This is a genomic window from Mucilaginibacter sp., from assembly GCF_028288225.1.
Lineage (GTDB): Bacteria > Bacteroidota > Bacteroidia > Sphingobacteriales > Sphingobacteriaceae > Mucilaginibacter.
Genome location: NZ_JAQBOC010000045.1, coordinates 150,616 through 163,799 on the forward strand (window position 1 = coordinate 150,616; position 13,184 = coordinate 163,799).

12 protein-coding genes and 1 pseudogene are annotated in these 13,184 nt (G+C 40.2%); 9 read left to right on the forward strand and 4 right to left on the reverse strand.

What is annotated here, in order from left to right; translation table 11 throughout:
• Positions 1 to 107: 107 nt before the first annotated feature.
• Complete coding sequence (locus JWQ54_RS14165; RefSeq protein WP_299585788.1) at positions 108 to 842, forward strand: RluA family pseudouridine synthase; 735 nt, start codon at positions 108 to 110, stop codon at positions 840 to 842.
• A gap of 44 nt (positions 843 to 886) precedes the next feature.
• Here JWQ54_RS14165 and JWQ54_RS14170 read toward each other — a convergent pair whose 3' ends face one another.
• The 3 genes from JWQ54_RS14170 to yiaK all read right to left on the reverse strand — a co-directional run bounded on the left by JWQ54_RS14170 (position 887) and on the right by yiaK (position 3,676).
• Positions 887 to 1,282: a hypothetical protein gene (locus JWQ54_RS14170; protein ID WP_299585763.1), complete on the reverse strand. Its 396-nt coding sequence runs from the start codon at positions 1,280 to 1,282 to the stop codon at positions 887 to 889.
• Between the two features lie 116 nt (positions 1,283 to 1,398).
• The gene (locus JWQ54_RS14175; RefSeq protein ID WP_299585766.1) at positions 1,399 to 2,520 is read right to left on the reverse strand and encodes a zinc-dependent alcohol dehydrogenase family protein; all 1,122 of its coding nucleotides are present in this window, start codon (positions 2,518 to 2,520) and stop codon (positions 1,399 to 1,401) included.
• A 166-nt stretch (positions 2,521 to 2,686) separates the two neighbouring features.
• The gene (gene yiaK / locus JWQ54_RS14180) at positions 2,687 to 3,676 is read right to left on the reverse strand and encodes a 3-dehydro-L-gulonate 2-dehydrogenase (protein WP_299585768.1); all 990 of its coding nucleotides are present in this window, start codon (positions 3,674 to 3,676) and stop codon (positions 2,687 to 2,689) included.
• Between the two features lie 161 nt (positions 3,677 to 3,837).
• Here yiaK and JWQ54_RS14185 point away from each other — a divergent pair, with 161 nt between their 5' ends.
• From JWQ54_RS14185 to rodA, 8 genes are all read left to right on the forward strand, one after another.
• On the forward strand, positions 3,838 to 4,332 hold the full coding sequence (locus JWQ54_RS14185) for a hypothetical protein (RefSeq protein ID WP_299585770.1): 495 nt from the start codon (positions 3,838 to 3,840) through the stop codon (positions 4,330 to 4,332).
• A gap of 213 nt (positions 4,333 to 4,545) precedes the next feature.
• Positions 4,546 to 5,124 carry a phosphoribosylglycinamide formyltransferase gene (gene purN, locus JWQ54_RS14190; protein WP_299585772.1) on the forward strand — a complete coding sequence of 193 codons (579 nt, stop codon included), beginning with the start codon at positions 4,546 to 4,548 and terminating at the stop codon, positions 5,122 to 5,124.
• A 332-nt stretch (positions 5,125 to 5,456) separates the two neighbouring features.
• A complete protein-coding gene (gene purH, locus JWQ54_RS14195) occupies positions 5,457 to 6,983 on the forward strand; it encodes a bifunctional phosphoribosylaminoimidazolecarboxamide formyltransferase/IMP cyclohydrolase (protein WP_299585774.1) in 1,527 nt (508 codons plus the stop codon).
• A 172-nt stretch (positions 6,984 to 7,155) separates the two neighbouring features.
• Positions 7,156 to 8,178 (forward strand): rod shape-determining protein, encoded by a 1,023-nt coding sequence (locus JWQ54_RS14200; protein WP_073405201.1) that lies wholly within the window; start codon positions 7,156 to 7,158, stop codon positions 8,176 to 8,178.
• Positions 8,179 to 8,269: 91 nt separating this feature from the next.
• Complete coding sequence (mreC, locus tag JWQ54_RS14205; protein ID WP_299585776.1) at positions 8,270 to 9,103, forward strand: rod shape-determining protein MreC; 834 nt, start codon at positions 8,270 to 8,272, stop codon at positions 9,101 to 9,103.
• Complete coding sequence (locus tag JWQ54_RS14210; protein WP_299585778.1) at positions 9,096 to 9,614, forward strand: rod shape-determining protein MreD; 519 nt, start codon at positions 9,096 to 9,098, stop codon at positions 9,612 to 9,614. Before mreC ends, JWQ54_RS14210 begins: the two co-directional genes overlap by 8 nt.
• Positions 9,611 to 11,635 carry a penicillin-binding protein 2 gene (gene mrdA, locus JWQ54_RS14215; protein ID WP_299585780.1) on the forward strand — a complete coding sequence of 675 codons (2,025 nt, stop codon included), beginning with the start codon at positions 9,611 to 9,613 and terminating at the stop codon, positions 11,633 to 11,635. The genes JWQ54_RS14210 and mrdA overlap by 4 nt, the downstream gene beginning before the upstream one ends.
• Positions 11,625 to 12,890, forward strand: a complete 1,266-nt coding sequence (gene rodA / locus JWQ54_RS14220; protein WP_299585782.1) for a rod shape-determining protein RodA — start codon at positions 11,625 to 11,627, stop codon at positions 12,888 to 12,890. The genes mrdA and rodA overlap by 11 nt, the downstream gene beginning before the upstream one ends.
• Positions 12,891 to 12,938: 48 nt before the next feature.
• Here rodA and JWQ54_RS14225 read toward each other — a convergent pair.
• Positions 12,939 to 13,184, reverse strand: a pseudogene (locus tag JWQ54_RS14225) (hypothetical protein); the annotation flags it as partial.

Sequence of the window (13,184 nt, forward strand, 5' to 3'; positions counted from 1 at the left end):
GTCCATAGACTATGGTAAGAAATTATTACTATGGACCATGGACCATGGACTATCGACCATGGACCATCGACCATCGACCATGGTCCATCGACTACAAACAAACAAATATGTCCAAAGTCAATATAAAATATATCAACCACGAAATTACTGACAGTGATATCCTTTATGAGGATAATCATTTGATTGCGGTTAATAAGCGCGCGGGCGATATTGTGCAAGTGGATGATACGGGTGATGAATCGCTGGATGATAAGGTGAAGAAATACATCGCCACTAAATATAATAAACCAAATGGCGCTTTCCTGGGTGTGGTACACCGGCTTGACAGGCCTGTAAGCGGCGTTATCCTGTTTGCCAAAACCAGCAAGGCTTTGGAGCGGGTAAACGCCATGTTTAAAGGCCGCGAAATGCATAAAACCTATTATGCGGTTGTACGTAACAGGCCACAACCCGAAGCCGGTACGCTGATACACTGGCTGGTTAAAAATCCACAGAAAAATGTTACCAAAGCACATGACCGCGAAGTAATAGGCAGTCAGCGGGCAGAACTAAGCTATAAATTAGTAGGCGAGCTTAACGGTTATTATTTAATTGAAGTAGACCCGATAACCGGCCGTCCGCACCAGATCAGGGTGCAGCTTTCAACCCTCGGTTGCCCCATTGTTGGTGATAATAAATACGGCTATCCACGTGGCAGCCTGCGTAAAAGCATCAGCCTGCATGCCCGCAAGCTGGAATTTATCCACCCCATAAAAAAAGAACCTATATGTATTATTGCCCCTGTACCCCAAGATGGTTTTTGGGAGCGGTTTGAAGGAATGATGATGGGAGGTAGTGATTGAGTCTTGAGCCATTAGTCCGGAGTCAAAAGTCAAGATTGATAGGATTATAAAACTTTAGTTCTGTCACTTTTAAAAGGTATAGCTGATACCTGGTGATCGTCTTCATAAACAATATATCCAGGGCTTTTAGAAGTTAACCTTTCTATAATCAAATCATATCTTTCCAATATTTTGATAATATCATTTGTTTTAAGCAAATGCTCTTTTGCTGTATCCTTAAACCACGAGAGGGATATTGAAGCGGGGTTTTTATTTGTTGCGTTAGAAAATTTGGTTGGTTTATCTAAATTGGCATTGAACCACCCGTTTAACGCTTTTAGTTCATTAACATCCTCCTTGCTTGTTAATGAATGCTCGCATATGTGTCGAAGTGCATGGAAAACACCCGTTTCATATTCATTATCATCGTTAATAAATTGAGTAATAAAACGGATATACATTTGAAGATATTGGGTTCTTCGAATATAATAAAGGTAATGCCAGTTATTTAGCACTTTACCAATAATTTAGATTTGTCAACTTTTTAAAAGTTGACAAATCTATCTGACTCAGAAACTTATTCATTTGTCAATATAACCTTCAAAGCTTTTTCTTTTGCAGCGTTGCCAAATGTATCGTATGCCTCCATAACCTGGTTTAACCTGAAATGGTGAGTGATTAGTTGATTAGGCTGTAGTTTTTTTGACTGAACAGTTTTTAAAAGCATTGGTGTAGTAACGGTATCAACCAGCCTGGTAGTAATGGTTATATTTTTCGACCACAAAGTCTCCAGGTGAAGGGTTGCACTTTTACCATGTACACCAATATTTGCAATCCGGCCGCCGGGCGCTATTATTTCCTGGCATAATTCAAAAGTTTCAGGTATGCCAACGGCTTCAATAGCCACATCAACCCCTTTTCCACCTGTAAGGCTCATGATCTTTTTAACTGCATCTTCATTCGCACTGTTAATTGTTTGGGTTGCCCCGAAAGTTTTAGCAACACTAAGGCGGTTGTCATCCTGGTCAATCATAATAATTTCAGCAGGCGTATAAAACTGGGCAGTCAATAACGCAGCTATGCCTATTGGCCCCGAACCTACAATAGCTATTGTATCGCCGGGTTTTACCTGTCCGTTTAATACGCCGCATTCAAAACCTGTAGGTAAAATATCGCTCAGCATAACCAAAGCTTCTTCATCAGCACCTGCCGGAATCGGGTAAAGACTGTTATCTGCATGCGGGATCCTTACGTATTCTGCCTGGGTACCGTCAATAAGGTGACCTAAGATCCATCCGCCATCCTCACAATGTGAATACATGCCTTTTTTACAATATTCACATTTACCACATGATGTTATGCACGAGATCAATACATGGTCACCTTTTTTGAAACTACTTACCGAATTTCCAACCTCGTCAATTATTCCAACGCCTTCATGGCCTATTATCCTGCCATCTGTAACTTCCGGAACATCACCCTTCATTATGTGGAGGTCAGTTCCGCATATGGTTGTTTTCAGAATTTTAACTATGGCGTCTGTGGTTTTTTCTATTACAGGTACAGGTTTATCTTCCCATGCTTTTTTCCCTGGTCCATGATAAACCAACGCCTTCATGGTTTTTCCTGAATCATCCGATATTGAATTTACTTTAGGTTCAGTTTTATTCACATCCCCTTTTTGAATTAATGTTTCCATAATTTTATTTTTAAGATATGTGATGATAAGACAAATTTACACTAATAACGGGCATTAATTAATGATGGTCGTCACTATTGTACGTGATCAAGTATATTAAAGTGGTTTTGGTAGCTGCCTTGCTTAAATTAACTTCCAAATTCAATAAATCCGGGTTCAGGCGATCTTACAGCTCCAGAACCTTCTCCCAAATCTTCTCATCCACCAAAACGCCCTCCTTCAAACTTTTTTCTCTTGTTCTTAAAGTGTTTTCGCCGGGATAGGAAATGGAGCCGCCTTCGTATTCGGGCCTGCTGGTTTTGGTATAGCTGATGATCTCTTCAATAGCTTGCTCAGTGTAGGTGTTATTTTCAGGCTTAATGCAGATAAATACCTGCGATATGCTAAATTCTTTTTCACTTTGGGTGATCTTCGCTGTTGAGTTGCCTTGGCTAAGTACGGTCGCCAGCAGATCGAGCACTAATGAAAGGCCGGAACCTTTCCAGAAACCTACCGGCAATAACCTTTTTGATTCCAGTATTTCCGCAGCATTGGTGCTTAAGTTTCCTTCATCATCATAACCGCCGGGTAATGGCAGCGCCTCATTATTGTTTTTATATTGATTTAACTTACCAACGGAATATTGAGAGACAGCCATATCCAGCACCACATGTCCGCCCTTTCGGGGGATGGCAATAACCAGCGGATTGTTGCCTAAACGCGGGTCTATTCCGCCCCAGGGTGGCAGGTTGGCAATGGTATTGGTAAAGCAAATCCCTAACAGCCCGGCTTCGGCAGCCTGCCAGCCATAAGCGCCGGCACGCATCCAATGATTTGTGTTTTTAAGGGACACACAGCCAATCCCGTTCTTCTTTGCAAGTTCAATAGCCCTGCCCATGCAAAAACCGGCATTTAATATCCCGGCCCCTAAATTACCGTTCCATTGTTCTAACGATCCAAATGCACCGTCTTTTGTGGGCTCAGCATCAGGTTTCACCAACCCTTCCTTTACATATTCAACAAAAACAGGAAAGCGGTTTAAGCCATGCGTATAAACACCGTCACGGCTGTTCTCCGCAAAAATGGTTGCGCATAGCTCAGCCTTTTCTTCTGTAAAATTTATTGAAAGCAATACACGTTTAAATTCGGCCCGGAGTTTATTAAATGGAATGCGCATGTCACAAAGTTAAAAGGAAAAAAGAATTTCAGAATGCTAACCTTTATCCCTTTAAAAGCATCTTTCGGACTTCCAAACAATAATGTGCGATTGAAAGCAGTTATAATTATTCCTGTGCTATTTATACAGCCGGAATTTTTATTTTTGCGGATATATTCCTGATGAAAAAAAGATACTTGTTGCTTTTATTGATTTTAATTACAGGGCTGATCGTTAATTCTTGTAAAAAAACGGGTCAGAACCCTATTGAAACACTTTTTACTGGTGGTACCTGGCAACTGGCATCTATAGAAATAACTCAATATACCGGTAATACCCAAATATCAGATACTACTATAAATGATACCTGTTCACAGTTTTTTACTTTTAAAACGGACTTTACCTGTACCTATGCAAATTTTAACTGCGTAACGCAGCCACTTGCATCCGGTAAATGGTCCCTTACGCCCAATAAGCTTTTTTTAATTGCCAATATGGTTTGTGATAGTACTGCCACCATAACTACAAAGCCATTTATAAATTCCCAGATAATAAACCTGGGGCAGTATTCCATGGTGCTTAACACGGGGGATATAGCACCAAATTACTCCTTAACACAGCCAAGGAAAATTGTTAAGTATGGATTTATACGCCAAAAGCTGTCAGGAACCAACTAAACTTATCTCACAACTTTCCTGTTAAGCAACGCAAATGCTTGAAAATTTAAAAAGGGCTTAATTCCTATTCAAGCGAACAATTATTGTGGTTAAAACGTTATATTTGGGCTGTTGTAAAGTTGAATTTGTAATAAAAATATTGCTTTCGCCAATACCGGTGAGGAAGTAAATTGTACAAATAGCTTCATTACCATTAAAAAGCACACGATTTTAATGAAAAAAAGAATTGCCATTTTTGCTTCAGGTTCAGGATCAAATGCTCAAAAAATTATGGAGCATTTTAAACGCAATGCCGAAGCCGAAGTTGTATTAGTGTTAACCAACAACCCGCAGGCTTACGTATTACAGCGATCTGACAATTTTGAGATTCCCTCGCACATTTTTACCCGGCATGAATTTTATGATACTGATGATGTTATCAGGTTATTAAAAAACCTGCAGGTTGATTTGATTGTGCTTGCCGGATTTTTATGGCTTGTACCTGCATCATTATTAAATGCATTCCCCAATAAAATAATAAACCTGCATCCTGCATTGCTCCCCAAGTATGGCGGTAAAGGTATGTATGGCGATCATGTGCATAAAGCTGTACTTGCTGCCAAAGATGAAGAATCAGGCATAACCATACATTTTGTAAGCGATCAGTTTGATGAGGGTGAGATCATCCATCAGTCTAAATTTAAAATTGAGCCTGACGATAACCTGGAGGTTGTGAAATTTAAAGGCCAGCAATTGGAGCATCAGCACTTCCCAAGAGTAATTGAGAGTTTGTTAAAGAAAATGAAGAGTTGAGGGTAGTGATTAGAGGCTGGAGATTAGTCAGGAAGTAACAGCCAATGCTATTTTATTTTATATGTAAATATTTAGAAAATCTATTAATTCTTCATCTGTAGCTTTTCTTCTGACGCCTTCGCCATTGCATTTGCATCGAGATCTTCATAGTTATTTATTTTTTCAGTCATAATATCGGTTGATAAACGTCCTTAAACTTACGAAGTTTTCAAAGCTTAGCAGATTTTTTGGGTATAAAAACCTAATGATAAAAAAGTTTAAAAAAACTAACCTCCAATCCCAAATCTCTAATCTCTAATTCCTACCTTTGCGGCTCAAAAAACTTCCTGTAAATGAGCGAGTCAGTGCAAATAAAGAATGCTTTAATTTCTGTTTACTACAAAGATAATTTAGAGCCAATAATTAATGAGTTAAACCGCCTTGGCGTTAATATATATTCTACCGGTGGAACGGAAACTTTTATCCGTAATTTAGGTGTTAATGTAATACCTGTTGAGGAGCTTACCTCATACCCGTCAATATTAGGCGGCCGTGTTAAAACGCTGCACCCCAAAGTGTTTGGCGGGATTTTAGCGCGTAGAAATTTTGAAGGTGATGAGCAGCAACTGGCACAATTTGAAATACCTGAGATTGATTTGGTGATAGTTGATCTTTACCCTTTTGAAGAAACCGTGAGGTCAAATGCTGAAGAAGATGAGATCATTGAAAAAATTGATATTGGCGGGATCTCTTTGATCCGCGCAGCCGCTAAAAACTTTAAGGATGTGGTGATAGTTGCATCAAAAGCAGACTACCCTGTACTTGAAGATCTGTTAAAAACGCAGGGCGGAACAACCACTCTTGACCAGCGCCGGTCATTTGCCCATAAAGCATTTAATATTTCATCAAACTACGATACCGCCATTTTTAAATATTTTAACCAGGAAGACCCGCTTCCGGTATTTAAAGAAAGCATACAAACCAGCCAGGTATTGCGCTATGGCGAGAACCCACACCAAAAAGGTGTTTTTTATGGCGATCTGGACAGGATGTTCACCAAACTGCATGGGAAAGAGCTGTCATACAACAACCTTGTTGATGTTGATGCAGCAGTTGCTTTAATTGATGAGTTTACCGAGCCTACAGTAGCTATTTTAAAACATACCAATGCATGCGGTATTGCTTCTCGCAGTTTTATAAAGGAAGCCTGGATAGATGCCCTGGCCTGCGACCCGGTTTCCGCATTTGGTGGTGTTATAATTGCCAATGATGAAATTGATGCAGAAACAGCTGCCGAGATCAGCAAGATCTTTTACGAGGTATTAATAGCTCCCGCTTATACTGATGAGGCCGTAGAAATACTAAAAGGGAAAAAGAACCGTATTATACTCATCCGCCAGGTGGTTGAATTACCTGCTAAATTGTTTAAAACATTACTGAACGGTGTAATTGAACAAGATAAAGACGCGGTGATTGAGGGACCGGAACAAATGACAACTGTTACAAAAAGACAACCTACAGAACACGAAAAGCGTGACCTGTTTTTTGCCAATAAAGTAGTAAAACACACCAAATCAAACACTATTGTGTTTGCAAAAAACGGTCAGCTAATGGCAAGTGGTGTAGGGCAAACTTCAAGGGTTGATTCACTGAGGCAGGCAGTTATTAAAGCCGAAAGCTTTGGGTTTGATCTGAGAGGGGCGGTTATGGCATCTGATGCTTTTTTTCCTTTTCCTGATTGCGTTGAATTAGCAGCTGAAGCCGGAATTTTGGCTGTTTTACAACCCGGAGGTTCAATAAACGACAAGCTTTCTATTGAAATGTGTGATCTGAAAAACATTTCGATGGTTACTACCGGCATACGCCATTTTAAACATTAATAATAAAACCAAGTAACACTAATTACACGAATAAAATACGAATTACACGAATTGTATAATATTAGTTAACTAACTGAAAAGGCATAGGTTAATTCGTTTTAATTAGCTTACATTCGTGAAATTCGTGCTATTAAATATTTAATTTTGACGCTTATTTTTGAAATAACACTAAATGGGTCTATTTAATTTTTTTACACAAGAAATCGCTATTGATTTAGGTACCGCAAATACCCTCATAATACATAATGATAAAGTTGTTGTTGATGAACCATCAATTGTAGCTTTTGACCGTACAACCAATAAAGTAATTGCCATTGGCCGCCAGGCCATGCAGATGGAAGGCAAAACACATGATAATATTCGTACTGTCAGACCACTTAAAGACGGAGTAATTGCCGATTTTAACGCTGCTGAGCACATGATCCGCGGGATGATAAAAATGATAAACCAGGGTAAAGGCTGGTTCTTTCCATCATTACGGATGGTTATTTGTATTCCATCAGGTATTACCGAAGTTGAAAAACGTGCCGTGCGTGACTCGGCCGAAATTGCAGGAGCGAAAGAAGTTTACCTGATCCATGAGCCAATGGCTGCTGCGGTAGGTATTGGTATTGACGTGGAAGAGCCGATGGGCAATATGATCATTGATATTGGCGGTGGTACAACCGAGATTGCGGTTATTGCCTTGTCAGGTATCGTTTGTGATCAGTCTATCCGGGTTGCCGGTGATAACTTTGACTCAGATATTGTACAATATATCCGTCGTCAGCATAACATTATGATAGGCGACAGAACCGCGGAGAAGATTAAAATAGAGGTTGGTGCTGCATTACCGGAACTGGCCGATCCACCAACGGATTTTGCAGTACAGGGCCGCGACCTGATGACAGGGGTACCAAAACAAATAATGGTTTCCTATTCTGAAATTGCGCATTGCCTTGACAAATCCATTTCGAAAATTGAGGAAGCTATCCTGAAGGCGTTAGAGATCACCCCGCCGGAGCTTTCGGCAGATATTTATCAAACCGGCATTTATTTAACCGGTGGCGGCGCTTTACTGCGTGGCCTTGATAAACGTATAGCCGCAAAAACCAAATTGCCGGTCCATGTTGCCGAAGATCCATTGCGCGCAGTAGTACGCGGAACAGGCACAGCCCTGAAAAATATTGGTAATTTTAAATTTTTAATGCAGTAATCCAGATATGAGAAGTGAGATATGAGATATGAGACAATATGAAGTTTTCTATCTCACATCTCATATCTCATATCTCAAATCTCACTAACCCATGCGTAACCTCCTGATATTTATCACTAAGTATAACGCATTCTTTTTGTTCATCATTTTTGAGGTTTCGGCACTGCTTATCTACATAAAATACAACTCTTTTCAAAAGGCTACCTTTATTAATTCGTCAAATACGGTTACAGGTAACCTATTTGCCAAATTGAGCGAGTTTAAGGGATATCTTGCTTTAAAAGATTATAATGACAGCCTGGCCCATGAAAATGCCCGTTTACGCAACCAGCTTAAATCATCGTTTTATGTTGATACGGTAAGCAAGCATAAAGTAAATGATACCGTATACAAACAGCAGTATGAATATATTGTTGCAAGGGTAATTAATAACTCAATTAACAGAAGCAGTAATTACCTCACTATTAATAAGGGCAGCAAGCAGGGTATTGCAAAAGGCATGGGGGTTATCTGCAATTTGGGTCTAGTTGGTAAAGTTATCATTGTGTCTGACCATTTTTCGGTTATTCAGTCATTATTGCACAAGGATTCACAGTTTAGCGCAATGCTTGCTAACAATAAAGAAATAGGCTACATTGAGTGGGGCGATGAATTTAACCCGCATAAAGGGGTGCTTAAAGATGTGTCAAACAATGCACAGCCAAAAATAGGAGAAGCTGTTGTAACCTCGGGCTACTCGCTTTTTCCGGAGGGAATCCCAATCGGTAAGATCAGCAACCTGCACACAAAATCAGGTGGTTATGCCCTTAATATGGAAGTTACCCTTGCTGTTGATTTTAGCAAACTGCAATATGTTGATATAGTGGATAACAAATTTGCCAAAGAACAAGAGGGATTGGAGGCTCAGCAAAAAAAGGATGAGTAAAACAATTATAGTTAACCTTATAAGGTTTATAGTATTAGTTTTTATACAGGTTTTTCTGCTGAAGAATATAAACTTATATGGGCTCTCCACACCGTATTTATATATCCTGTTCATATTATTACTGCCGTTTGAAGTGCCTAATATTTTATTGTTCGCACTGGCATTTATATTGGGTATAACAATTGATGCTTTTTATGATACACCCGGCCTGCATGCAGCTGCATGCGTTTTATTGGCCTTTGTACGTATTTTGTTTATAAGCATCACGGTTCAAAAAGATGGATTTGATAACGAGCCAGAGCCTACGCTAAGCATTATGGGGTTCAGATGGTTTTTTACCTATGCTGTTATCCTTACCCTTGTTCATCATTTTTTTCTTATCAACCTTGAAGTTTTCAGCCTGTCGCAATTAGAACTTACAATAAGCAGGGTTTTATTGAGTTCGTTATTTACAGTGTTTTTAATGTTAATTTCAGGGTTGTTATTTTTTAAGAGAAAAGAGCGTAAATGAACAGTTTTTTTGAGCGGCGGTACGTTATAGCCGGAATTTTTATTACAATAATTTTTATACTGCTTGCCCGGCTGTTCTATATCCAGATAATTGACAATAAGTATGCTATTTACGCGAGCAAAAACGTTTTAAGGCAGGTCATAAAATACCCGGCTCGCGGCCCTATTCTTGACCGCAACGGAAAAGTACTTGTACAAAATGAACCGTTTTATGATATAATGGTAACACCGCGCCAGGTTAAGCCGTTTGATACCGTTGAATTTTGCAGGATATTAGGTATTGACAGGGATGAATTTAATAAAAGATGGATCAAGGCCTGGAAATATTCGCCTAACCTGGCATCTGTTTTTGAAAAACAGTTGACTGCAACAAAATATGCTTCTGTGTCAGAAAGATTATCGGAGTTTTTTGGTTTTTACTCAACGCCAAGATATTTGCGTATTTATCCCGATTCTGCAGCCGCCCAGTTTTTGGGTTACATTGGAGAGGTACAGGATAATGATATTAAGCGATCTAACGGATACTATCATCCCGGTGATTTTATTGGCATTACAGGGGTTGAAAAATCGTATGAGAGTGTGCTGCGCGGACAGCGTGGTGTCGAAAATCAAATGGTTGACTCACGCGGAAGGCCAAAAGGGAGGTATGCCAACGGCATGTTTGATACTGCAGCTGTAGCCGGGCAGCGGTTAACCTCATCATTAGATATCACCATACAAAAGCTCGGCGAAAGGCTGATGCAAGATAAAGTAGGCAGCATTGTGGCTATTGAGCCCTCAACGGGTGAAATACTGGCTTATGTAAGCAGCCCCACTTACGATCCTAACCTTATGGTAGGGCGTGAACGAGGTAATAATGCTGCAAAAATGTATGCCGATGTTTACAACCCGTTTTTTATACGGCCGGTACAGGCCAAGTATCCGCCAGGTTCGTCTTTTAAGCCATTAAGCGCACTTATTGCTTTAGAGGAGGGGATCATCACGCCTCAAACTACTTATTATTGCCCGGGTTATTACCAGGCAGGCAACAGAAGGATAAAGTGTAATAACGGCGAAGCGCACGGTTTAGTAAATATGACCAGCGCCGTGGCCGAATCATGTAATGGGTATTTTTCAATGGTTTTTCAAAAGATCATCGATCATAACGGCATCAAACAAACAGAAGCAAGCTATGCCGACTGGCGTAATAATGTGAAGAAATTTGGCCTGGGAAGCAGGCTTGACCTCGACGTTCCGGGCGAGAGCAGGGGCAACGTACCTACGCCATTATATTATGATAATACCTACCGGAAAGGTGGCTGGCGTGCAAGTACTATTATTTCGCTTGCCATTGGGCAGGGAGAGCTATTGGCTACGCCTTTGCAAATGGCTAACCTGGAGTGCACCATTGCTAATCATGGCTATTACTACAAGCCACATTTAGTAAAGGCTATTGGAGCGCAAAATGTTATAAAGAAAGAATATACCGTAAGAAATTATGTGGGGATAGATTCGGGGTATTTTGAACCGGTTATAAACGGGATGCAGGCGGTGGTTGAACGGGGTACCGGGATACGATCGAAAATTCCCGGCATCATCATGTGCGGAAAAACGGGAACCGCGCAAAACCCTGGTGGCGAGGCGCATTCCGTGTTCGTTGCTTTTGCACCGAGGGAAAACCCTAAAATTGCTATTGCAGTGGTGGTTGAGAATTCAGGTGAAGGTGCCCACTGGGCAGCCCCGATAGCCAGTTTTATAGTTGAAAAATATTTGAAAGGGAGTATTTCGGCGCGTGAATCGGGAATAACTGTTGAATATTATGCAAATGCCAACCGCTTACCTGATTCAGCTTTGTATTTTAGTCGTTTCAGGAAGAAGGTTTCACCCGCAGATCTGCTTAAAAAACAAAAGCAGGATTCATTAAAAAAGCAGGATTCATTAAACAGGAAGATGAAGGGATTGAAAGGCGCATCCCGTCAAAATAAAAAAGATTCGTCAACAAGGTTTTTAGCCATACAGCCAGCAAAGAAAGATGATAAATAACCAGCGCAGCTTCTTTTTTAATGTTGATTGGATAACTGTATTCATCTACCTGGCGTTATGCACTATTGGCTTGTTTAACATTCATGCCGCTGTGTTTGATGAAAGGCATCCCAGTATAATTGATTTTGAGACCAACTACGGTAAACAGTTTATGTTTATAATAATATCGCTGGTTGTCGGTATTATTATATTACTGCTCGAGGGCCGGTTTCTTACGGCCCTTGCGCCCGCTTTTTATGTTATAACATTACTACTGCTGCTGCTTGTTTTGGTGCATGGCCGCAATGTAGGCGGCAACCAGGCCTGGATCTCGCTGGGCGGCGGATTCAGATTGCAGCCTTCGGAGTTTGCGAAGTTTACTACTTGTTTAATTTTAGCCAGGTATTTAAGCGGACCTAACATAAGGGTTACCGAGTTCAAATCATTTGGTATAGCATTGGTTATTATTGGGATCCCTATGTTCCTGATCATGCTGCAGCCTGATATGGGTTCGACGCTGGTTTTTTTATCCCTTGTTTTTGTTTTATACCGCGAAGGGCTTTCGCCGTACTTTTTAATTATAGGCGCATTGTTTATAGCCCTGTTTGTTACTGCTATTTTGTACAATCCACTATGGGTAATTACTATTATAGTGTTACTTGTAACCTTGGTAATATTATTATTCCGCCGAAATAGGCGGGTTGTATACACCATGCTGGCTGGCCTGGCTATTTGTATTGTATTTGTTTTTAGTGTAAAGTTCATTTACAACAATGTGCTAAAGCCGCATCAGAAGGTAAGAATAGATATTATATTAGGAATAAAGAGTGATTTACGGGGGAAAGGCTACAACCTTAATCAATCTAAAATTGCTATTGGTTCAGGTAAATTGTGGGGTAAGGGCTATTTAAAGGGCACACAAACCAAATATTCATTTGTGCCAGAGCAAAGTACCGATTTTATTTTCTGTACGGTAGGCGAGGAGTGGGGCTTTGCCGGCTCATTAACCGTAATTGGTCTGTATTTATTCCTGGTGCTGAGACTTATACTGATAGCCGAACGACAGCGATCGCCATTTTCACGGATCTACGGTTATGGCGTAGCTTCAGTTATATTTTTCCATGTAATGATAAACATCGGCATGACTATTGGTCTGGTGCCCGTAATTGGTATCCCTTTGCCATTTATCAGCTATGGCGGATCATCACTATTAAGCTTTACTATACTGTTGTTTGTCCTCCTTAAATTAGATTCAAACAGGATGGGAATTGTTTAAATAGGTTTGCAGTTTGCTGCCGAAAATTTCAGAAGGTGGTAAAAAAAGTTAAAGCTTTTCTATTTCTTCAACAGGTAGCTTAGTTGTTTTTGCAATAAATTCAATTGCCAACCCTTCTTTTTTAAGTTCGCGGGCAATTTCTCTTGCTTCTTCAAGTTTGCCTTTTTCAATGCCTTTTTCAATGCCTTTTTCAAGACCTTTTTCAAGACCCTGTTCAAAGCCTTCTTTTATTGCATAGTCCAATACATTTTTATTGTCCCATTTATATTTCATACTGCTATCGTACATGGTTTT

Bases quoted from the DNA above. Each gene is read 5' to 3' on its own strand.
- JWQ54_RS14165 (WP_299585788.1), top strand. From the start codon at position 108: ATGTCCAAAGTCAATATAAAATATATCAACCACGAAATTACTGACAGT.
- JWQ54_RS14170 (WP_299585763.1), bottom strand. From the start codon at position 1,282: ATGTATATCCGTTTTATTACTCAATTTATTAACGATGATAATGAATAT.
- JWQ54_RS14175 (WP_299585766.1), bottom strand. From the start codon at position 2,520: ATGGAAACATTAATTCAAAAAGGGGATGTGAATAAAACTGAACCTAAA.
- yiaK (WP_299585768.1), bottom strand. From the start codon at position 3,676: ATGCGCATTCCATTTAATAAACTCCGGGCCGAATTTAAACGTGTATTG.
- JWQ54_RS14185 (WP_299585770.1), top strand. From the start codon at position 3,838: ATGAAAAAAAGATACTTGTTGCTTTTATTGATTTTAATTACAGGGCTG.
- purN (WP_299585772.1), top strand. From the start codon at position 4,546: ATGAAAAAAAGAATTGCCATTTTTGCTTCAGGTTCAGGATCAAATGCT.
- purH (WP_299585774.1), top strand. From the start codon at position 5,457: ATGAGCGAGTCAGTGCAAATAAAGAATGCTTTAATTTCTGTTTACTAC.
- JWQ54_RS14200 (WP_073405201.1), top strand. From the start codon at position 7,156: ATGGGTCTATTTAATTTTTTTACACAAGAAATCGCTATTGATTTAGGT.
- mreC (WP_299585776.1), top strand. From the start codon at position 8,270: ATGCGTAACCTCCTGATATTTATCACTAAGTATAACGCATTCTTTTTG.
- JWQ54_RS14210 (WP_299585778.1), top strand. From the start codon at position 9,096: ATGAGTAAAACAATTATAGTTAACCTTATAAGGTTTATAGTATTAGTT.
- mrdA (WP_299585780.1), top strand. From the start codon at position 9,611: ATGAACAGTTTTTTTGAGCGGCGGTACGTTATAGCCGGAATTTTTATT.
- rodA (WP_299585782.1), top strand. From the start codon at position 11,625: ATGATAAATAACCAGCGCAGCTTCTTTTTTAATGTTGATTGGATAACT.